The organism is Roseateles sp. GW821-FHT02E12, assembly GCF_059421665.1.
Genome location: NZ_JBWKVK010000002.1, coordinates 1,113,677 through 1,135,238 on the forward strand (window position 1 = coordinate 1,113,677; position 21,562 = coordinate 1,135,238).

Sequence of the window (21,562 nt, forward strand, 5' to 3'; positions counted from 1 at the left end):
CGGTGAGGGTTGATGGCCGCGATGCTGGTCGCGTCGCCTCGCCGCCGCCAGGGGCCGCGTGCCGAAACAGGACATCCGCTTGCCGAACCCCGACCTGGACACGCCGAACCCGGTGCAACTCGACGACCGGCTCGTCATGGCGGTCGGCAGCCTGGGCTTCGGCCTCGCCATTCCGTGGCTGACGGGGCTCTACGGGCCGCTCGGCCCGCGCGACGCCGTCTTCTGGGTCGGCTTCTTCGGCTTCATCGCGTTGGCCACCGCCATCTGGGGCGGCAACCGCTGGCTGCTGTTCAAGCAGCGCGAGCACTTCGACTGGTTCAGGCGGCCGCTGCGCAAGCTGCTGATGCTCGTCGTCGCCAACGTCCTCTACACGGCGCCCATCACCGTGCTGGGCCTGCTGGCCTGGTACGCGGTGACCGGTTTCCCCGTGGACCGCAGCACGCTGCAGATCGTCGTGCTGACCAACGTCATCTGCGTGCTTTTCGTGACGCACGGCTACGAGACGCTGTTCCTGATCCGCGAGCGCGAGTCCGACCTGATCCGCGTCGAGCGGCTGGAGCGGCTGCGCGCCCAGGCCGAGCTCGGTGCGCTCAAGGCCCAGGTCGACCCGCATTTCCTCTTCAACAGCCTCAACACGCTGGGCCACCTCATCCAGGCCGAGCCGGCGCGCGGGCGCGAGTTCTGCGACGCGCTGGCCGAGGTCTACCGCTACGTGCTGGACAGCCGGCAGCGCGACCTCGTGCCGCTGGCCGACGAGCTGGCCTTCCTGCGCCGCTACCACCGGCTGCTGGAGCTGCGCTTCGGCGCCGCCATGCCGCTGCGGGTGGACCCGGCACTGGAGGCGGCGCCGGGCTGGCGCATTGCGCCGATGGCCTTGCAGACGCTGCTGGAGAACGCCGTCAAGCACAACCAGGCCAGCGCGTCCGAACCGCTGCCGGTGAGCCTGGCGCTGGCCGATGCGACGGTGACGGTGGGTAACGACGTGCGCCCGCGCCGCACGGCCCTGCCATCGGCCGGCGTGGGTTTGGCCAATCTCGACGAGCGCTGCCGGCTGCTGACGGGCCGCGCCCTCGTCGTGCGCGAGGCCGACGGCCGCTTCGAGGTGCAGGTGCCCCTACATTCCCCGCCATGAGAGTCTTCATCGCCGAGGACGAGCCGCCGGCCCGTGACCGCCTGGTCGAGGCGCTGTCGCGCGTTGCGCCGCAGGTTGTCGTCGTTGGCCACGCCGACAGCGTGAAGGCGACGGCGCACTACCTCGCCACACAGCCGGCGCCCGACCTGCTGCTGCTCGACATCCAGCTCGGCGACGGCCTGTCGCTGGAGCTCTTCGACGACCGCGAGCTGGCCGTGCCCGTCATCTTCACGACGGCCTACGACCGCTTCGCCATCGACGCCTTCCGCGCGCTGGCGGTGGACTACCTGCTCAAGCCGGTGGACGAGGCCGCGCTGGCCCAGGCCATCGCCAAGGCCGAGCGGCTCAGGCGCGGCTTCGGCAGCGACGTGATGACCGTGCTCGCCGAACTGCAGCGCCCGCGCTGGCGCCAGCGCCTGCTGGGCCGCAGGGGCAGCGCCTTCCAGGCCTTCGACGTGAGCGAACTGGCCTACGTCGTGTCGCTCGACAAGCTCAGCCACGCCGTGCTGCACGATGGCAGCCGCTTGCTGCTGGAGACGCCGCTGGCTGACTTGGAAACCCAACTCGACCCCGCGCAGTTCTTCCGCGCCAACCGGCAAACGCTGCTGGCCGCGCGCGCCGTGGCGGGCTTTGCCGCGGCGGGCAAGGGGCGGCTCAAGCTGCAGCTGCGGCCGGCGCTGGCGGGCGAGCTCGTCGTCAGCCAGGAGCGCGCGGCCGAATTCAAGGCCTGGCTGGATCGCTGAGCGCGAGCTGCTTGCGGATGGCGCCCACCACGCGCGCATCCGCGCCTGCCAGCATGCTGGTGCGCGCGGCGATTCGGCCCTCGCCGTCGAGCAGGATGAGCTCGGCGCTGTGGTTGAACTCGCCGTCGGGCAGGGCGCGGTACTGGAACTTCAGCAGCGCGGCGATCTTGCGCACGGTGGCGGGGTCGGTACGGGCCAGCGTCCACTGCGTGGCGTCCAGGCTGCGCTCCTTGGCCATGGCTTCCAGCTTGGCCGGCGTGTCGCGCGCCGGGTCGAAGCTGATCAGCATCACCTTCACGCGGCGGCGCTCGGTCTCGGTCAGTGCGGCCTGCGTGTCGCGTGCCGCGTCGATGAGCATGGGGCAGACGAACTGGCAGGACGTGTAGAACATGCTGACCAGCACCGGCTGGCCGCGCCCGCCGTCGAGCTTGACGGCTTGGCCGCGCTGATCGGTCAGCCTCGCGTCGAGCTGATAGACCGAATCGCCGGGCAGGGCCAGCGCCACGCCGGCCAACCAGAGCCAGCTGCAGAGCAGAAATCGCTTCATCGCGTCACCTCGCGTACACATCGGAAGCCCAGGCTGCCGCTGCTGTCGGCGGCGTTGAGCGAAGAGAGCAGGGCGACGCGCATCAGCACCGCGTAGTTCTGGCGGTCCTGCAGGTCGATGGCGCCGGCGCCGCAGAACTTGAGCTTGTCGGGGTCGCCCGCGCTGCGGCTGTCGCCGTTGACGAGCAGTGCGTTGAAGTCGTCCACCCACTCCCACACCAGGCCGTGCAGGTCGCGCACGCCGTACACATTCGCCTCGCCGCCCACCGCCGGGAGGGCCTGGCTGGCCGGGCGTGCATACCAGCCGAGGATGCGCGCCAGCCAGGCCGGGTCGCCGCGGGCATCGGTGCGCGTCGCGTCGGCCGCGGCGGCGTATTCCCACTCGTACCAGGTGGGCAGCCGGCCGCCCTCGGCCTCGCAATACGCTTGCGCGGCGAACCAGCTGACCTCGGTGACCGGTGCGGCCGAGTCGTCGAGCCCGTGCTGCTGATAGCCGGCCGAGGCGAAGGCCGCAGGCGCGCGGCCGGGCTGCCACTCGGCATGGGCGCTCAGGAAGCGGCGGAACTCGGCCCGCGTGACCGGCACCTCGCGCATCTGGAAGGCGGCCACCCGCGTCGGCTCACGGTCGGTGTCGCGGGCCAGCACGCTGTTCAGCGTGCCCGCCGGCATCGCCACGTAGGCCGCGCCGGCCAGGCCCGCCAGTGCGGCGGCCAGAGGCATCAATGCCCCGCCTGGTTGGTGGTGGCCGGCTTGCTGGCGCGCTGCTTCTTCACGTCGTCGGCCGAGACGTTGCCGCCCGGGTTGCCCCAGCTGTTCAGCACATAGGTCAGGATGTTGGCCACCTCGTCGTCGTTGAGCTGGTTCATCGGCGGCATGACGGAGTCGTAGTCCTTGCCGTTGACCTTGACCTTGCCCGACAGGCCATGCAGCACCACGCCGACAGCGCGCTTGGTGTCCTGGCCCAGCCAGTCCGACTTGGCCAGCGGCGGGAACACGCCGGGCAGGCCGGCGCCGTTGGCCTGGTGGCAGACCGAGCAGGTGCCGGCAAACAGCGCCTGGCCGGCGGCGATCTGGTCCTGCTGCGTCAGCTTGCCGCCAGCGGCGGCCTGGGTGGCCGTGGCCACCGCGGTCATGTTGGCCTGGGCGCGGTCGCCCAGGTAGACCGAGTCGACCTCCTTGCCCGAGTAGATGCTCTTGTCCTCAGGGCCGTCGATCTTCAGGATGGCCAGCGCCCCCTTGTTGAAGGCGCGGAAGATGGAGTGGTCCACCATCACATAGCTGCCGGGCACCTTGGCCTTGAAGTCCACGATGGCCGCTCCACCCGCCGGGATCAGCGTGGTCTGCACGTTCTTCTGCGCCAGGCTGCCGCCCTCGAAGCGCACGTTGTCGAAGATGGCACCGATGACGTGGAAGCTGGACACCAGGTTCGGGCCGCCGTTGCCGACGAACAGCCGCACGCTTTCGCCGACCTTGGCGGTGATGGCCCGCTCGCCCGTCAACGCGCCCTCCGCGCCGTTGAACAGCACATAGGTCGGCCGCTCGTCGATGGCCTTCTCCATGTCGAACGGCTGCAGGCCCTTCTCGCGGTACTTGCCGGTCGTGTAGAAGTCGCCCTGCATGACGTAGTACTCGTGGTCCACCTTGGGCAGGCCCTGCGGTGGCTCGACGAGGATGAGGCCGTACATGCCGTTGGCCACGTGCATGCCCACCGGCGCGGTGGCGCAGTGGTAGACGTAGATGCCCTCGTTGAGTGCCTTGAACGTGAACTGCGATTCATGGCCTGGCGCCGTGAAGCTGGACGCTGCCCCGCCGCCGGGGCCGGTGACGCCGTGCAGGTCGATGTTGTGAGGCATCTTGCTGCTGGGGTGGTTCTTCAGGTGGAACTCCACCGTGTCGCCCTGGCGCACGCGGATGAAGCTGCCTGGCACCGTGCCGCCGAAGGTCCAGAAGGTGTAGCTGACACCCTCGGAGATGGGCATGTCCTTCTCGACGACCTCCAGCTCGACGATGACCTTGGCCGGCGCCTTGCGCCCGGTGGGCGGAGGCACGAGGGGCGGGCTGGTCAGTTGGGCGCGAACCACCGGCAGCGTGTTGCTGGGGGCGCCATGCGCCGGGCTTCCCAGCAGCATGGCGGTGGTGATCGCGGTGAGCAGAAGAAGGCGCTGCAGCATGTCGGGTCTCCCGTTGTGGTTCGAGCCCCGAACGGTTCGGTCCGTGGCATCGGCATGCTAGGCAGCGGTACCGGGTGCGGCTTTGCGCTGCGTCAAGCCAATCACCGACAGGTCCGTGCCCACCTCTGCGGCCACCCACCGAGGCCCCTGCTATCTTGCCGGCCATGTCTGACCGCATTGCCCGTCGCCTCATTGCCCTGCTGCCGCTGTTGGCCCTTTTACTGCTGCAGCCCGCCTGGGCTGCCGACCCGGTGCGTGGCGCCCAGCTGTTTGCCACGCCGCCCGCGGTGGGCCAGTTGGTCTGCATCGACTGTCACAGCGACAACCCCCAGGTCAACAACTTCGGCAACATCTTTTCCGGGCGCAATGCCGTCAGCCTGATCGAGCGCGCGATCTCGCTGAATACCGGCGGCATGGGTTACTTCAACCGGTACTACAACCCGGCGGACCTGGCCGACATCGCCGCCTACCTGGGCAACTGGCCGGCGTCCACGGACTTCGGCCGAGTCGCCGTCGGCGCCAGCAGCGCCTTGCGCACCATCACCATCGCCTCGAGCACCAAGCAGGGCATGGACCGGCTGTCGCTGCGCGTGGAGGGCGACTTCGTGCTGGCCGGCGGCGACTGTGGCGCGGTGCTGGCGCGCTTTTCAAGTTGCACGGTGGACGTGGTGTTCCGGCCGACGGCGGCGGGTGCGCGCAGCGGCACGCTGATCGTCGATCACGCCTCCACGCCGACGCCGGTGCGCATCGCACTGGCCGGTGAGGGTGCCGCTGCGCCGCGCGCCATTGCCCGCGTGTTGCCGCAGGTGCTGGACTACGGCGGCCTGGCCGTCGGTGGCGCGCCGCGAGCGCGCACCGTCACCATCGCCAACGACAGCGCAGACTCGCTGACCCTGGGCCGGCTGGACGTACAGCCGCCCGACTACGCCTGGGTGGGCGGCAGTTGCCTGGCCGGCCTGAAGCTGCCGCCGGGCCAGCGTTGCAGCATCAGCCTGCAGTTTGCGCCGCGGCAGCCGGGCGCGCGGCCGGGGCAGCTGAGCATTGGGCATGACGGTGTCGGCGGCGAGTCCCGCGTCGAACTGCTGGGCCGGGGTGATGCGGCCGGCCCCTGGCTGGAGGCCGAGCCCGCCTGGCTGGACTTCGGCGTGCTGGCGCTGGGCGGCCTGCCGGCCACGCCGCAGACGCTCACCATCCACAACCGCGGCGCGGCGGCCTGGCAGGCGCCGGCGCTGCGGCTCAGCGACGCGCAGTTCAGCATCCTGCGCGATGGCTGTGCCGGTACTGCGCTGGCGCCTGGCCGCTACTGCCAGATCGTCGTCGCCTTCGAGCCGCGGCGCGCCGGCCCGGCGCAGGCCGAGCTGTTGGTGGATGCGGGCTTGCGCCTGCCCATGGTCGGCCGCGTGGTGGCCGCTGGCGGTGCATGGCTGGCGGCGGAGCCGGGCAGGCCGCTGCTCGAAGCCGTGGCCGGCCAGTCCGCCACGCTGCGGGTGACGCTGACCAACCGTGGCGCCGCGGCGCTGCCCTTGCAGCAGCTCGTGCTCGGCGGCGCCGACGCAGCGGATTTCGCCGTGCTGCCCGACAGCGAATGCCAGGCCGGCCTCAGCCTGCCCGCGGGCGCGGCCTGCGGGCTGACGCTGCGCTTCGCGCCTGCATCAGGCACCGGTCCGCGCAGCGCCCGCCTGCGTGTCGAGGCTGCCGCAGCAGCGCCGGCGCTGTTGCTCGACCTGCGCGGCCTCGCACGCGACCAAGCAGCCTCGCAGCTATGGCTCGATGCCCAGGCTCTCGGTTTCGCCGCGCGTCAGCCCAGCGTGGTGGGCGACTTGCAGACGTTGAACCTGATGCTGAACAACCGCGGCGGTGTAGCGCTGCGTTGGCGCAGCCTGGCCTTGAGCGGCACGAGGGCTTCGGACTTCAGGCTGCTGCCTGGTGACTGCGCGGCTGGCCTGGCGGCGGGCGCTTCCTGCCGCCTGCAGCTGAGCTTCCAGCCGGGTGCCGATGCGGGCGCCGGCGAAGACAGGCTGGCGTCGCTGGTACTGCAGGCCGACGACGCGCCGCTGCCGGCCACGGTGCCGCTGCGCGGCAGGGCGCCCGCCGTGATGCCGGCCTCACCCAGGCCGGACGTGGCACGGCTGGACTTTGGCCGCCAGCCGCTGGGGCTAGGCTCCGCGGTGACGCGGTCCGTGCGCCTCGTGCATGACGCCGCGGGCACGGCCTCGCCACCGCTGCTGCGGGTGGAGGGGCCGTTTCAAATTGAATCGGCCGCGCCGGCCTGCGCGCGCGGCTGGGCACCCGGCGAGGTCTGCACGCTGGCGCTGCGCTACGCACCGCAGGCCGCTGGCCCGTCCACCGGCCGGCTGCTCATCCAGACGGCGGGCGCCGCGGCGGAGTCGTCCGTAGCCTTGGTGGGCGAGGCGGTCGAGACGGCGCCGCTGCTGGTCTGGCAGGCCGCGCCGGCGTGGCCAAGCCATGCCGACACCGCCGTCGGCAGCGCCAGCTCGGGCGAGACGCTGGTGCTGCTGAACCGCGGCAACGCGACATCGGAGCCCCTGCTGTGGCAGTTCGGTGGGCCGGCCGCGGCCGATTTCAGCATCGACATGACGGCCGCCGGTTGCCTGCCGGGCCAGCGGCTGGCGGCTGGCGAGTCCTGCCGGCTGCGGCTGCGCTTCCACCCGCGTGCCGCGGGGCTGCGCGAAGCCGGCCTGCATCTGGGCGGGGCGGGCGCCGCGCCGCTGCTGAGCTGGCCGCTGCAGGGCCGCGGCCAGGCCAGCGTGGCTGCGGTGGCGCTTCTGCTGCCTGCGGCGCTGGACTTCGCGGCCGAAGGTGCCACGCCGCCGCCGGCACGTGCGCTGTGGCTTCGCAACGAAGGTTCCGTGGCGCTGGCGCTGGAGTCCATCCGACTGCAAGGCAACGGCTTCGCCTGGGCGGCCGGCGCGTCGCCCTCCTGCGCCGACACCGCGCTGGTGCTGCTGCCCGGCGAGGCCTGTGCCCTGGAGCTGGCCTGGCTGGGGCGTGCCGATGGCGCCGCCGGCAATGCGCTGCTGCTGGGCGGCGACGCGCTGCTGGGCGAACTCGGCGTGCCGCTGACGGTGAGCGAATCCCCAAGCCTGGGGAGCAACGTTGGCGGCGGTGGCGGTGGAGGAGGCGTCTTCAGCGCCATGCTGCTGCTATGGTTGGCACTCGCCGCCCTGGCTCTACCTCGCCCCAGCAAACGCCCGCATCGCCGATGACGCCGCCCACAGCCGCACGCCCGAATCGCCGCCTGCTGCTGGGCTGGGCCGCGGCGGCGCTGGCACCGGCCGCGCTGGCCGCCGCTTCGCGTGCGCCTGAGGTGCTGAAGCCCACCAGCAATGGCGAGCCGCTGCTGGCCGATGGTGGTGCCTGGCGCGCGACCTATCTGGACTTCTGGGCCTCCTGGTGCGGGCCTTGCCGGCAGTCCTTCCCGTGGATGAATGCGATGCAGGCGCGCTTCGGCCCTGCCGGCCTGCGCATCGTCGCCGTCAACGTGGATCGGCGCGAGGCCGATGCACAGCGCTTCCTGCGCGAGCGTCCGGCCAGCTTCCCATTGCTGATGGACCCCGAGGGCGAGCTGGCGCGGCTGTTCGAGGTGGCGGCCATGCCGACGTCGCTGCTGATCGCGCCCGACCGCAGCATCCTGTTCACGCACCGCGGCTTTCGCGAGGGCGACGGCCCCGAACTCGAGCACCGCATCGAGGCCGCGCTGCGGACGCGCGGCTGATGCGAGCCCTTGCCCGCTTCCTGTTGCCGGTGGCGCTGGTCAGCCTGCTCGGCGGCTGCGCCGGCCTGACGCCTCCGCGCGCCTGGGAGAAGGACCTGCTCGCGCGGCCCGCCATGCGCATGGAGCCCGATCCCCTGGGGCAGCGGCTGTCCCAGCATGTCTACGCCAGCAAGGAGAACTCCAGCGGCGGCGGTGCGGCGCAAGGGGGCGGCTGTGGCTGCAACTGACGGCAGGGCCGTGGCACTGGGCTCGGTCGTCGCCGCCGCGCTGGCGCTGCCGGGCGTGGCCTTCGCGCAGGCGGCTGAAGATCCGCAGGAACGCCTGATGTCGGTCAAGGTCCTCGACTACCAGGACCGCCAGCCGGGGCTGGAGCGCATCCATGTCAGCGCGCCCGTGCTGCTGCTGCGACTGCCGGTCGGGCGGCGCTGGGGGTTGGAGGCCAGCCTGGGCGTTGACCGCGTGTCCGGTGCGTCGCCGCGGTATCACACGGCCGTGTCGAGCGCCTCGCGCATGACGGATCGGCGCCAGGCCGGCGACGTCAAGGTGACCCGCTACGAGGACGAGCATGCGAGCTGGTCGGCCGGTGCGGTCTGGTCGGACGAGAACGACTTCCACTCGCGCGGCTTCTCCGTGCAGCGCGGCTGGGCCAGTGACGACAACAACCGTGGCTGGACGCTGGCGCTGGCCCACACCGTTGACCGCATCGGCTCCACCGACGACCCGGACCTGCACCGCCGCCGCCATACCAGCGAGGCCACGCTGAGCCTGACGCAGGCACTGAGCCGCGAAGACCTGGTGCAGCTGAGCCTGGGCGCCAGCGCCGGCCGTGGCTATTACTCCGACCCCTACAAGCGCCTGGACCAGCGGCCCGAGGCGCGCCGCAGCCAGGTGCTGGCGCTGCGCTGGAACCATCATTTCGAAGGCCCGGACATCAGCCTGCGCATGAGCTACCGGGCCTATCGCGACAGCTTCGGCATCGGCTCTCACACGCTGCAGCTGGAGCCCGCGTTCGCGCTGGGCGAGCGCGTGGAGTTGACGCCGTCGCTGCGGCTGTACACGCAGCGCGCCGCCAGTTTCTATTACGACCCGGTCTATTCCTACCTGGGGGCGCCGTATCCACCGGGCTGGCTGGAGTCGCCGCCGGGCCAGCTGTCCTCCGACCAGCGCCTGGCCGGTTTCGGCGCGGCCACGCTGGGCCTGAAGCTGACGCTGCAGCTGGGCGGCGGCTGGAGCAGCGACCTCAAGCTGGAGCACTACGAGCAGCGCGGCGGCTGGCGCGTGGGCGGCCGGGGCTCGCCCGGCCTGGCGCCGTTCTCGGCGCGCATGCTGCAGTGGGGCCTGACGTGCCATTTCTGAGGCGCTGATGGAACTCGGCTTCGAGTTCGAGGCCATGGCCTGCCCGTGCGAGCTGCGGCTGGTGGGCGCCGACGAGGCCGGCCTGCGCGCGGCGGCGGCGGCGGGGATGGCCGAGGTGAGGCGCATCGAACAGAAGTATTCGCGCTACCGGCCCGACAACCTGCTGGCGCGGCTGCAGGCGGGCGCCGGCAGCGGGCGGGCCGAGCCGGTGGACGCTGAAACAGCGGGGCTGCTGGATTTCGCCGGCGCGTTGTTCGAGCTCAGCGCCGGCCGCTTCGACATCACGGCCGGCGTGCTGCGTCGCGCGTGGGATTTCAGCAGCGGCCGCCCGCCATCGCCTCAAGCCGTGCAGGTCCTGCTGCCCCTCATCGGCTGGCCGCGCCTGCGCTGGCAGGGCGGCAGCCTGGGCTTGCCCGTGGCGGGCATGGAGATCGATTTCGGCGGCTTCGGCAAGGAGTACGCCGCGGACCGGACGGCCGCGCTGCTGGCCCGTGCCGGCGTGAGGGGCGGCTATGTGGAGCTGGGCGGTGACATCCGCGTGATCGGCCCCCGCGCGGGCGGCCGGCCCTGGCGTTTCGGTATCGCCCACCCGCGCCGCGCCGGAGCGCTGCTGGCCGAGGTCGAGCTTGCCGAAGGGGCGCTGGCGACGAGCGGTGACTACGAGCGCTATTTCGAGCACGAGGGGCGCCGCTACAGCCATCTGCTGGACGCCCGCACGGGGGAGTCGGTGGCGCACTGGCAGTCCGTCAGCGTGATCGCTCCGAATTGCGCCGCGGCCGGCGCTGTCGCGACGATCGCCGCGCTGGCTGGCCCGGGGGCGCAGGAGTTCCTGGCAGGGCAGGGGGTCGATTACCTGGCGGTCGGCGCCACCGGGGACAAGCTGGCGCAGGGCCGCTGGCGTTCGTTCGACTGACCCTGCAGCCCTTGGTTAACCCGGTTCCACCGCGCCACCGCGCTCTCTAGCATCGGTCGACTCATCTGTATTGGTGATGCGGCCTTGCAGGGCGGCAGCGAAGCTGGCAACCATAAAGATCAGCGAGTACGTTGGATGGTGAAGCGGCCCGGGTTGGACCCGTGCGGCATTCAGCAGGTTTGGGGGGCTATGGTGAAAACAAGCAATCGGGTCAAACTTCTTTCGGGCTCAGTGCTGCTGGGCCTGCTGTCGGCTTGCGGCGGAGGCCGCGACGGCGATACGGTCAGCACGCCGTCCGCGGCCAAGGGCCAGGTCACACCCGTCAGCAGCACGGCGGTGGGCCTGTATGCGGCCTCCAGGTTCGCGGAGCAGGTCAGCTTCGGCCCGACGCCGGCGCTGGTGGCCGAGATCCGGGCCAAGGGCTTCGACAAATGGATCGACGAACAGTTCGCGTTGCCGGCATCTCAACTCGATCCCAAGCCGTTCGAGACCTACATCGACCCCACGCCCGATGCCGACTGGCGCAAGTACTGGGGTCTCTTCCCCACGCTGGCGCTGAAGGCCCCTGATCAATTGCGGGTGCGGCTGACATTCGCACTCTCCCAGTTCATCACGGTCAGCTCGCGCAAGGGCGATCTGGTGGGGGTGATCTACTGGATCAACATGCTGCAGCGGCAAGGCTTCGGTCGCTATGACGAGTTGCTGTACCAGGTGTCCGTCAGCCCCTACATGTCGCAGTTCCTGGACAACAACCAGAACCGCCCCAAGAGCGCCGAATGCAACTTCTGCGCACCCAATGAGAACTTCGCGCGCGAGTTGATGCAGCTGTTCACGATCGGTGTGCGCAAGCTGAACACCGACGGGTCTTCGGTGAAGAACGCCTCGGGCGTGATCACGGAAACCTACACGCAGAAGGACGTGGAGGAACTGGCCCGCGTGATGACCGGATGGCAGCCCGACCCGGACCCGCCGGTGCGCCCCAACCGCAACGGCATGAACTGGTCCAAGGCCATGGTGCCTTCGACCTGGGCACCCGAGCGCGATTCCGGCCAGAAGGTGGTGCTGGGCAAGACCTTCCCTGCGGGACAGAGCCATGACAAGGACTTGCGCGATGCAATCTCCATGTTGATGGCGCATCAGAACATCGCACCTTTTGTCTCGCTGCGCCTGATCCAGCACCTGGTCAAGAGCAACCCTTCTCCCGCCTACATCACGCGGGTGGCTGGCGTGTTCCGCACCAGTTCAGGCGACCTCAAGGCGGTTGTCAAAGCAATCCTGCTGGACAGCGAAGCCCGGGCTGGGGATGTCCCGGCCGGCGGCCGCAACGACGACGGCAAGCTGCGGGAACCCTTCCTGCACATGATGACGATGTGGCGTGGCATGGGCTGCACCAGCGTGCCTGAGATGCCTTGGGGAGGTACCGCCAGTGCGCCGAACCAGACGCCGTTCAATGCCGAGAGCGTGTTCAGCTTCTATGCGCCGACCGATCGTGCACCCGGCAGCAATCTGCTCGCGCCGGAGCAGAAGCTGGTCAACGCCAACGAGCTCACCTGGCGCTTGAACCTGGGCAACAGCTTGCGCTGGGGGCCGTCTGGAGCGGTCGGGCGCAAGTACTTCGAACTCGGCGGCTGCAATATCGATGGCTTGTCCAAGGCGTATGCCGCCTCGCCCCGCGCCTACAACGACTGGCTCAGCGAGCGCTTCTTCCGTGGCGCCATGCCGCCGACGCTGCGCAGCAATATCGAGCTCCTGATCAAGGAGCCCCAGTGGGACGTCAGCAACCCCGACGACGGAGCCGTCAGGCTGCTGGACTACGCGCTGAGCAGCCCGTACTACGGAGTCATCAAATGACAGCCATGATGCACAGACGCCGAATCCTCGGTGCCGCTGGCGCCGCCGCGACTGGCCTGCTGGGCGGCTTGGCGCTGCCCCGCCTGGCCACCGCTGCCGACGACTACCGCGCCCTCGTCGTGATCGCCCTGAATGGCGGCAACGACGGCAACAACTGCCTGGTGCCGACCGACGGCGCCTACACCGACTACCAGAGCTCGCGTGCCAACCTGGCCTTGCCCAAGAGCAGCCTGCTGGCGCTCAACGGCACGGCGGCCGGCCACAGTTTCGGCGTGCATCCGGCGCTGGCCGAGATGCAGGCGCTCTACAACCAGCGGCGCCTGGCCTTCATCTCGAATGTCGGGCCCTTGATCGAGCCGGCCACCGGCGCCCAGGTGCTGGCCAATTCGGTCAAGTTGCCACCGTTCCTGATGTCGCACAGCGATCAGACCGCGATCGCGCAGGGCTGGACGGTCACGGAAGACATGAGCGGCTGGGCCGGCCGAGGCTTGGAGGCCCTGCCTGCGAACCTGCGCAACGTGGTGGCCGCTGTGACCAGCGACACCAACCGCACGCTGGTGCTGGGCAAGCAATCGCCGGTGGCTTTCCTGCCGCCAGGCGGCACGCGCTGGTGGGGGGCCGCCGACCTGGCCTACCCCGAGACACCAGCCGCCCAGTCCATCAACCGCATGGCGCGCTGGCAGTTCGCCAACGACTACGAAGCCGAGTACGCCCGCACGATGGGGCAGGCGGTGGCCGATTCCACCTTCTTCACGAAGGCCTTCCTGGCGGCGGGCACTCCGGCGGGCAACTTCAGTGATGCCCCGCTTGGCAACAACCTGCGCTCGCTCGCCTCGGTGCTGCCGGTGTTCCGCTCGCTTGGCTTGAAGCGCCAGGTCTTCCTCGTGTCCTGGGGCGGTTTCGACACGCATGCCAACCAGCGTGGATCGGACGCCAACACGCAGGATGCCCAGCTGGCCGAGCTGTCCAAGGCGCTCGCGGCCTTCGACCAGAGCAACCAGGCCAGTGGCGTCGACTCGAATGTGGTGACGCTGGTCATGACGGAGTTCGGCCGCACGCTGCGCCCGGGGTCGGGCGGCGGCAGCGAGCATGCCTGGGGCAACCACTGGTTCGCCTTCGGCGGCCCGGTCGCGGGGGGCAACGTCGTGGGCAGCTTCCCGAGCATGGTGCTGGGCGGCGCCGATGACGGTGACCCGAACAAGAACGGCCGCCACGTGCCGTCGATCTCCAGCGATCAGGTGGGGGCGACGCTGATGAGCTGGCTGGGCGTGCCGGACAGCCAGTTCGGGGCGGTGTTTCCCTACCTGAACAATTTCCAGAACAAGACCATCCCGCTGCTGCGGGCCTGAGGCGGGAGAGGGGAGAGGCCCATGGCAAGAATCGAACTGACCGCCGGTGACGACACCTACGTCCAGGCGGAAGCGAACAAGAACGACTGGAACGACGTTCACGGCCTCGCCGGCAACGACAGCTTCACGGTCTATCAAGGCGATGTGGAGGGTGGCAAGGGCAACGACCGCATCGAGAGGGTTCCGGTGCCTGGCGAGACCTGGCGCAACGTTGGCGCTGCCTACTGGGACAGCCCGGCCGGTGTGACGGTGAACCTGGCCGACGGCTGGGCTGACGACGGCTGGGGAGGCCGCGACACGCTGGTCAACATCACGGGCGTGCATGGCACGGGCTACAACGATGTCTTCGTCGGCAGCGCGGCTGACAACTATTTCTGGGCCAACGGCGGCAAGGACGTCATCGATGGCGGGGCCGGTACCGACAGCGTCGGCATCGGCTGGTTCCAGCCGCTGCAGAACGGTGAGTGGCGGCAGGCGCTGCTGTCCGAGCTGGACATCAAGGTTGGCGTGGACGGCGAAACGGCCGTCGTCAAGTCCAAGGGGGCGGGAACCAACTTCGAGTACCAGCTGACCCGGGTCGAGTACATCGAGGTGCCCCTGGTCACCGGTGGCAATCATCAGCGCGTGCTGCTGTCCGACTACCTCAGCCAGCAGGACATGGCCCAGCAGGCCATCGAGGCCGGTGGCGTGGCGCGTTGGAATGCGCCGCAGAGTGTCGGCAGCTCGGTCAACGTCAGCTACTCCTTCTTCAACACGGCTCCCGCGAACGGTGTTGGTGCAGCGGGCTTCCGCGCTTTCTCGGCGGCGGAGCAGCAGGTCGTGCGCGACCTGCTGGCCAAGACGGCCGTCTTCAGCGGCATCAGCTTCACCGAGGTGGCCAGTGGTGGGCAGATGCGGTTCGGCGCCAGCCAGCAGGCCGAAACCCGCGGCGTGAGCTGGCTGCCGGACGTGGCCAACGGCGATCAGGCCGGCGATGTGTGGATGGACATCGAGTCCATGCTGGACCTGTCCGCCGGCAGTGAAGGCTATGCGGTGCTGCTGCACGAGGTGGGCCACGCGCTGGGCCTGCGCCATCCGCGCAACACCGACACGGGCGATGCCTGGTCAGTCCAGCTGCGGGCCTCGGACGACCGCACCTCGCTCACGGCGATGTCCGAGACGCGGTCGTCCGACGGCCTCTTCCGTGCCGACTGGGGCATGCTGGACGTGCTGGCCTTGCGGCATCTGTACGGCGGCAAGCTGGTCAACGCGGGCGATAACGTCTACAAGCTCGGCGCGGCGCAGGCCTCGGCGCAGACGACGCTGATCGACGATGGCGGCAACGACACCATCGACGCCTCGGCCTACGCCATCGGCGTGAGCCTCAACCTCAAGCCCGGCGGCGTGTCCAACGTGGGGCTGACGGCGATCGGCAACGCCGGCGTCGAGAACCTCGGCATCACGGCCACCACCGTGATCGAGAACGCCATCGGTTCGCCGTTCGACGACGTGCTCACGGGCAACGACGCCGACAACCGGCTGACCGGCGGCTTCGGCAATGACTGGATCGACGGTGGCAGTGGCACCGACACGGCCGTCTTCGTCGGCAAGCTGAGCGACTACACCGTGACGACGGCCTTCGGCAAGGTCTTCGTCGAGGCGAAGAACGGCCGCACCGGCTTCGACACGCTGCTCAATGTCGAGAAGCTGGCCTTCGACGACAGGACCTACAGCGTGGGCCAGGCCATGGGCGGCGTGGCGTCGAGCGACTTCAACGGCGACGGCAAGAGCGATCTGCTGTGGCGCAATGGCGCCAGCGGTGAAGGTGCTATCTGGCTCGGTGCCGCGGCGGCGGACGGTCAGGCGGTGGCGGGCGTCTCCAACCTGAAGTGGAGCATCGTCGGCATGGGCGACTTCGACGGCGATGGCAAGAGCGACCTGCTCTGGCGCAATGCCGACACGGGCGAGGGCACGATCTGGAAGAGCGGTTCGGCGGCAACGCCGATGGCCGTGGCATCCGTCGTCAACCTGAACTGGAAGGTTGTCGGCGTTGGCGACTTCGATGGTGACGGCAAGAGCGACATCCTGTGGCGCAGCGCCACCAGCGGCGAGGGCACGATCTGGAAGGGTGGTTCGGCCTCGACGCCGATGGACATTGCCGCCGTGGTGAACCTGAACTGGAAGGTGGCCGGCATTGGTGACTTCGACGGCGACGGCAAGAGCGACATCCTGTGGCGCAGTGCGATCACCGGCGAGGGCACGATCTGGAAGGGCGGCTCGGCGTCAACGCCGATGGACGTAGCTGCGGTCGTCAATCTGAACTGGAAGGTCGTTGGCATCGGTGACTTCGATGGCGACGGCAAGAGCGACCTGCTGTGGCGCAACGACCTCAGCGGCCAGGCCACCATCTGGAAGAGCGCCTCGGCCGCCACGCCGATGGACGTGCTGAGCGTGTCCAACCTGAACTGGCGCATCGCCGCCGTGGGCGACTACGACGGTGATGGCAAGAGTGACCTGCTGTGGCGCAACGGCACCACGGGAGAAAGCACGATCTGGAAGGGCGCCTCGGCCTCGGCGGGCATGGACGTGCTGCAGGTGTCCAACCTGAACTGGAAGGTCATCGGCGGCGCGGTCACCCAGCTGGGCGACAACGGCGTCAGCACGCTGGCCGTGTCGCCGGACGAGTTGCTCAGCTTTGCGGGGCTGCCCGAGCAGCATGGCGGCGACGCTCTCGAGGCGGTCGGCGCCAGCAGTGCGGCGCTCCCCGGCGCTGCCATCGGCCTGCCCGGCCTGGATGCGGTTGCGCTGGCCCAGAGCGTTGACTTCCTGACCCCGCCCACTGACACCACCGCCGTCGACCACCCGCACCACCAGGGCCTGTGGGGGCAGGACTATCTGCTGGCGTGAGCGAGACGCGGCGTTGTCGGTGGCGATCATGACGCCGCGACAATCCGATGAATCGAGCGCTGAGGGGAGTGGTTGGCGATGGCCAATGTGACAGGAACGCAGGGCAGGGACACGCTGACCGGCACGGATTCGGACGACATCATCGAAGGCCTGGGCGGCGACGACTCGCTGTACGGCTACAAGGGGTCTGACACGCTGCGTGGCGGCGATGGCAACGACTATCTTGAGACCGGTCGATGGGACGGCAACGCCTACGTGGATGACGGCGGCGACCTGCTGGATGGCGGTGCTGGGAACGACCGCCTCTATGGCGCGTCCGGCAACGACACGCTGATTGGTGGCGCAGGCAACGACAACCTCAGCGGTGGGGGTGGCATCGACCGCATGACCGGTGGAGCGGGCGACGACAGCTATGTGCTCGACCGGATCGACGATGTCGTGGTCGAGGCCGAAGACGAAGGCCGGGACGGGATCCAACTGCAACTGGCCGCCGCGGGCACCTATGCGCTCCCCGCCAACGTGGAGAGCTTGAGCCTCATCTCCAACGGTGGGGCCTGGGGTCTCACCCTGACCGGCAATGCCTTGGACAACGCGCTGAACCTGGGCGCGGGCAATGACGTGGTGGACGGCGGGGCCGGCAACGACCAGATCTACGGGGGCATGGGCGCGGACACCTTGCGCGGCGGCGACGGCAATGACTACATCCAGACCGGGCAATGGACTGCCGGTGTCTACGTCGACGATGCGAGTGACATCCTGGACGGCGGCGCCGGCAATGACAACCTGGACGCCTCGACGGCCAATGACACGCTGCTGGGCGGTGCCGGCAACGACTACCTTAACGGCGGTGGCGGCCTCGACAACATGATCGGGGGCGAGGGGAACGACACCTACGTGCTGGATCGGACCGGCGACGTGGTCGTCGAGGCCGAAGGCGAAGGCTCGGACGGGATCCAGCTGCAACTGGCCGCCGCGGGCAGCTACGTGCTCCCCGCCAACGTCGAGAACTTGTTCTTTACCCCCGGTGGCGGGGCCTGGGGCCTCACCCTGACCGGCAATGCCTTGGACAACGCGCTGAACCTGGGCGCGGGCAATGATGTGGTGGACGGCGGGGCGGGCAACGACCAGATCTTTGGTGGCCTGGGGGCGGACACCTTGCGCGGTGGTGATGGCGTTGACTACATCCAGGCCGGGCAATGGAATGGCACGGCCTATGCCGACGACGCGGGCGACACCCTGGACGGCGGCGCAGGCAATGACAACCTGTACGGCAGCAGTGGCAGTGACCACCTGATCGGTGGCGCAGGGAACGACGGGCTGAACGGCGGCGCCGGCGCCGACCTGATGGCCGGTGGGCTGGGGGATGACAACTACACGCTGGATCGCACCGACGACCTGGTGGTGGAGGCCGAAGGCGAGGGCCGGGACTACATCGTGCTGCAGTTGGCGGCCGCGGGCAGCTACACGCTCCCGGCGAACGTGGAAACCCTGTACTTCACCTCTGTCGATGGCGCCTGGGGGCTCTCCCTCACGGGCAATGCCTTGGACAACATGCTGACCTTGGGCGCCGGCAACGACCACGTTGACGGTGGCGCGGGCAACGACCAGATCTGGGGCGGCAAGGGGGCGGACCTCCTGCGCGGTGGTGACGGCGACGACTACATCCAGGGCGGGCAGTGGGATGGCACTGCCTATGTCGACGACGCCGGCGACACGCTGGAGGGCGGCGCGGGCAGTGACCGTCTGTATGGCGGTATTGCCGGCGATAGCCTGTTTGGCGGGGACGGCAACGACACGCTCAGTGGCGGAGGTGATGTCGACAGCCTCGTCGGCGGTGCGGGGGACGACTTTTACATGCTGGATCGGACCGACGATCTGGTGGTGGAGGCGGAAGGCCAGGGCCGGGACAGCGTTCAGCTGCAATTGACGGCTTCCGGGACTTACACGCTGCCGGCCAACGTGGAGGGCCTGGGCGTCTCGTTCAACGAGGGGGTCTGGGACCTCACCCTGATGGGCAATGCCTTGGACAACACGCTGACCAGCGGGGCGGGCAATGACGTGATCGACGCCGGAGCAGGCAACGACTACGTGTTCGGCGGTGCCGGCAACGATGTCTTGATCGGCGGTGCCGGGAACGACCAACTGACTGGCAGCGACGGCAACGACACCCTGGACAACCGTGGTGGTGGCAGTGACCACCTGGACGGGGGCGCGGGTGACGACGTCTACCTCATCTCCCGCAACGGCGCCGTCATCAGCGAAGCCGCCAACGGCGGCAACGACAAGATCATCATCACCAGCGGTGGCATCAAGGTCTCGGGGATCGCCAATGTGGAGTCCGTCGAGTACACCAACGATGCACTCCCGCTGGCCTATTGGGTGGATGCGTTGGCGCAGGGCTCCTACTGGAGCACGCCGGGCAGCCCCGGCACGGTGAGCTATGGCTTCATTGCCACCAACAGCGACCCCACATTCCAGGCGTTCGCCGCCGCAGACCAGGCTCGCTGCAAGGATGCCCTGGCCTTGTGGGCCAAGAGCTGCGGCCTGACCTTCGTTGAGACCAGTGACCTGAGCACGGCACAGATTCGCTTCGGGTTCTTCGACCTCTCCAAGTCGGGGGCCGGTGGCACGGGCGGATACCCCAACCCGAACGGCTCCTCCACAGTGTCCATTGACGACGGCGCGGCCGGCGGCCCGATGGCGACGCAGGATGGGTGGTTCCATATCCTGGTGCATGAGATCGGCCATGCGCTGGGGTTGAAGCACCCGGGCGACTACAACGCCGGCGGCGGCGGGGGCGAAGCGCCCTTCCTGCCTGCAGCCGAGGACTACGTCGGCAACACGCACCTTTCGTACAACTACGGCGCCTCCGACGGCAGCACGGCGATCCAGACCACGCTGCGCCCCTTCGACGTGTCGACGGCCCAGTTTCTGTACGGCGTCAGCCCGAACCTGAACGCCGGCGACACGGTCTACAAGTATTCGCAGCTGGCCTGGCCTGGCACGTTGATCGGCGATGGCGGCGGCACCGATACCCTGGACGCGAGCGACGTGATGCCCCTTGGCGGCACGGGCCCGGACATGACCATCGACCTGCGCGAGGGCGCGCGCATCTTCTCGGGCCCGGCCCAGGCGCTCATCACCACAGCAGGCCAGGTCTCGATCAACTACAACACGGTGATCGAGAACGCCATCGGCTCGGCAGGGCGCGACGCCATCACCGGGAATGCGGCCAACAACGTGCTGTCCGGCGGTGCCGGCGACGACACGCTCTATGGCTCCGCTGGCGACGACACGCTGATTGGTGGCACCGGGGCCGACAGCCTCGATGGCGGCGAGGGATGGGACACGGCGTCTTACGCGAATGCAGCGTCCGCCGTGACCGTCGATCTGGCCCAGGGCAAGGCCAGCGGCGGGGAGGGCGCCGACGTGCTGCGCGGTGTCGAAAGCCTGATCGGTTCAGCCTTCGACGACACCTTCACCGGCAATGCCGTCGACAACCGCTTCGATGGCGGACAGGGCGTCGATACCGTCGTGTACTCGGGCAGCTGGGCCAGCTACCTCGTCAGGGCCGGCCAAGGGGCGGTCACGGTCCGGGCGGCCGATGGGCACATCGGGGTGGACACGCTCGTGGGCATCGAGAAGCTCGTCTTCGATGACCGGACGTTGAGCCTTGCCGAGGCGCTGAAGCCTCGCGCCACCCCCAGCGACTTCAACGGTGATGGCAAGAGCGACCTGCTGTGGCGCAATGGCGCCAGCGGTGAAGGCGCGATCTGGCTCGGCGCCTCGGCGGCCAACGGGCAGTCGGTAGCGGCGGTCTCCAACCTGAAGTGGAGCGTCGTCGGCATGGGCGACTTCGACGGCGATGGCAAGAGCGACCTGCTCTGGCGCAATGCCGACAGCGGTGAGGGTACGATCTGGAAGAGCGGCTCGGCGGCGGCGCCGATGGACGTCGCCGCGGTCGTCAACCTGAACTGGAAGGTCGTCGGCATTGGCGACTTCGATGGCGACGGCAAGAGCGACATCCTGTGGCGCAGCGCCACCAGCGGCGAGGGCACGATCTGGAAGAGCGGCTCGGCCGCGACGTCGATGGACGTGGCCGCGGTCGTCAACCTGAACTGGAAGGTTGCCGGCATCGGCGACTTCGATGGCGACGGCAAGAGCGACATCCTGTGGCGCAGCGCCACCAGCGGCGAGGGCATCATCTGGAAGGGCGGCTCTGCCGCGTCCACGATGGAGGTGGCGGCGGTCGTCAACCTGAACTGGAAGGTCGCCGGCATTGGCGACTTCGACGGCGACGGCAAGAGCGACCTGCTGTGGCGCAACGACCTCAGCGGCCAGGCCACGATCTGGAAGAGCGCGTCGGCCTCGACTCCGATGGACGTGCTGAGCGTGTCCAACCTCAACTGGCGCATCGCCGCGGTGGGCGACTACGACGGCGACGGCAAGAGCGACCTGCTGTGGCGCAACGGCACCACGGGAGAGAGCACGATCTGGAAGGGCGCCTCGGCCTCGGCGGGCATGGACGTTCTGCAGGTGTCCAACCTGAACTGGAAGGTCATCGGCGGCGCCGTCACCCAGCTGGGCGACAACGGCGTCGCGGTGAACGCGGCGGGCAGCCCGGCGGGTTCGGACCTGCTGTCCTTCGCCGGGCTTGATCGAGCCACTGCGTCGGTTGCGAACTGGTTCGACGAGCCCGCGGGCGAGCACAGTTTGGCGAGCGCTCCGGCCTCGCTCGTGCATCAGGATCCAGCCACTTGGGACCTTCACGCGATCGACATGGCAGGGGCGATGCACGATGCCGCGCTCGACGGCCATACGTGGATGGGGCACCAGGCCTATGCCGGCGACTACCTGTTGCCATAAGGGGTTCGCGGGC

Annotated in this window: 14 protein-coding genes; 11 read left to right on the forward strand and 3 right to left on the reverse strand. The window is 69.3% G+C overall.

The window, feature by feature from the left end:
- Window positions 1–79 precede the first annotated feature (79 nt).
- Together AC07V5_RS15880 and AC07V5_RS15885 are read left to right on the forward strand one after the other, a co-directional pair.
- Window positions 80–1,132 carry a sensor histidine kinase gene (locus AC07V5_RS15880; RefSeq protein WP_495116641.1) on the forward strand — a complete coding sequence of 351 codons (1,053 nt, stop codon included), beginning with the start codon at window positions 80–82 and terminating at the stop codon, window positions 1,130–1,132.
- Window positions 1,129–1,875 (forward strand): LytR/AlgR family response regulator transcription factor, encoded by a 747-nt coding sequence (locus AC07V5_RS15885; protein ID WP_495116642.1) that lies wholly within the window; start codon window positions 1,129–1,131, stop codon window positions 1,873–1,875. The genes AC07V5_RS15880 and AC07V5_RS15885 overlap by 4 nt, the downstream gene beginning before the upstream one ends.
- On the opposite strand, the gene AC07V5_RS15890 is transcribed toward AC07V5_RS15885, so the two are convergent.
- Genes AC07V5_RS15890 through nirK form a run of 3 tightly spaced genes read right to left on the reverse strand, consistent with a single transcriptional unit; the run spans window position 1,853 to window position 4,550 of the window.
- Window positions 1,853–2,422, reverse strand: coding sequence for an SCO family protein (locus AC07V5_RS15890; protein WP_495116643.1), 570 nt, complete (start codon window positions 2,420–2,422; stop codon window positions 1,853–1,855). The genes AC07V5_RS15885 and AC07V5_RS15890 overlap by 23 nt on opposite strands.
- The gene (locus tag AC07V5_RS15895; RefSeq protein ID WP_495116644.1) at window positions 2,419–3,141 is read right to left on the reverse strand and encodes a formylglycine-generating enzyme family protein; all 723 of its coding nucleotides are present in this window, start codon (window positions 3,139–3,141) and stop codon (window positions 2,419–2,421) included. The genes AC07V5_RS15890 and AC07V5_RS15895 overlap by 4 nt, the downstream gene beginning before the upstream one ends.
- Window positions 3,141–4,550 carry a copper-containing nitrite reductase gene (nirK, locus tag AC07V5_RS15900; protein ID WP_495117074.1) on the reverse strand — a complete coding sequence of 470 codons (1,410 nt, stop codon included), beginning with the start codon at window positions 4,548–4,550 and terminating at the stop codon, window positions 3,141–3,143. The genes AC07V5_RS15895 and nirK overlap by 1 nt, the downstream gene beginning before the upstream one ends.
- 206 nt (window positions 4,551–4,756) lie before the next feature.
- Between nirK and AC07V5_RS15905 the strand changes: the two genes are divergently transcribed.
- The 9 genes from AC07V5_RS15905 to AC07V5_RS15945 all read left to right on the forward strand — a co-directional run bounded on the left by AC07V5_RS15905 (window position 4,757) and on the right by AC07V5_RS15945 (window position 21,549).
- The gene (locus AC07V5_RS15905; RefSeq protein ID WP_495116645.1) at window positions 4,757–7,819 is read left to right on the forward strand and encodes a choice-of-anchor D domain-containing protein; all 3,063 of its coding nucleotides are present in this window, start codon (window positions 4,757–4,759) and stop codon (window positions 7,817–7,819) included.
- Window positions 7,816–8,328 carry a TlpA disulfide reductase family protein gene (locus tag AC07V5_RS15910; RefSeq protein WP_495116646.1) on the forward strand — a complete coding sequence of 171 codons (513 nt, stop codon included), beginning with the start codon at window positions 7,816–7,818 and terminating at the stop codon, window positions 8,326–8,328. The genes AC07V5_RS15905 and AC07V5_RS15910 overlap by 4 nt, the downstream gene beginning before the upstream one ends.
- Window positions 8,328–8,555 carry a DUF4266 domain-containing protein gene (locus AC07V5_RS15915; RefSeq protein WP_495116647.1) on the forward strand — a complete coding sequence of 76 codons (228 nt, stop codon included), beginning with the start codon at window positions 8,328–8,330 and terminating at the stop codon, window positions 8,553–8,555. The genes AC07V5_RS15910 and AC07V5_RS15915 overlap by 1 nt, the downstream gene beginning before the upstream one ends.
- A complete protein-coding gene (locus tag AC07V5_RS15920) occupies window positions 8,542–9,684 on the forward strand; it encodes a DUF3570 domain-containing protein (RefSeq protein WP_495116648.1) in 1,143 nt (380 codons plus the stop codon). Before AC07V5_RS15915 ends, AC07V5_RS15920 begins: the two co-directional genes overlap by 14 nt.
- A 7-nt stretch (window positions 9,685–9,691) precedes the next feature.
- Window positions 9,692–10,597: an FAD:protein FMN transferase gene (locus AC07V5_RS15925; RefSeq protein WP_495116649.1), complete on the forward strand. Its 906-nt coding sequence runs from the start codon at window positions 9,692–9,694 to the stop codon at window positions 10,595–10,597.
- Window positions 10,598–10,681: 84 nt separating this feature from the next.
- Window positions 10,682–12,448 (forward strand): DUF1800 domain-containing protein, encoded by a 1,767-nt coding sequence (locus AC07V5_RS15930; RefSeq protein WP_495116650.1) that lies wholly within the window; start codon window positions 10,682–10,684, stop codon window positions 12,446–12,448.
- A 5-nt stretch (window positions 12,449–12,453) separates the two neighbouring features.
- On the forward strand, window positions 12,454–13,797 hold the full coding sequence (locus AC07V5_RS15935; protein ID WP_495116651.1) for a DUF1501 domain-containing protein: 1,344 nt from the start codon (window positions 12,454–12,456) through the stop codon (window positions 13,795–13,797).
- 21 nt (window positions 13,798–13,818) lie between these two features.
- A complete protein-coding gene (locus AC07V5_RS15940) occupies window positions 13,819–16,683 on the forward strand; it encodes an FG-GAP-like repeat-containing protein (RefSeq protein WP_495116652.1) in 2,865 nt (954 codons plus the stop codon).
- A gap of 78 nt (window positions 16,684–16,761) precedes the next feature.
- The gene (locus tag AC07V5_RS15945) at window positions 16,762–21,549 is read left to right on the forward strand and encodes a M57 family metalloprotease (protein ID WP_495116653.1); all 4,788 of its coding nucleotides are present in this window, start codon (window positions 16,762–16,764) and stop codon (window positions 21,547–21,549) included.
- Window positions 21,550–21,562 lie beyond the last annotated feature (13 nt).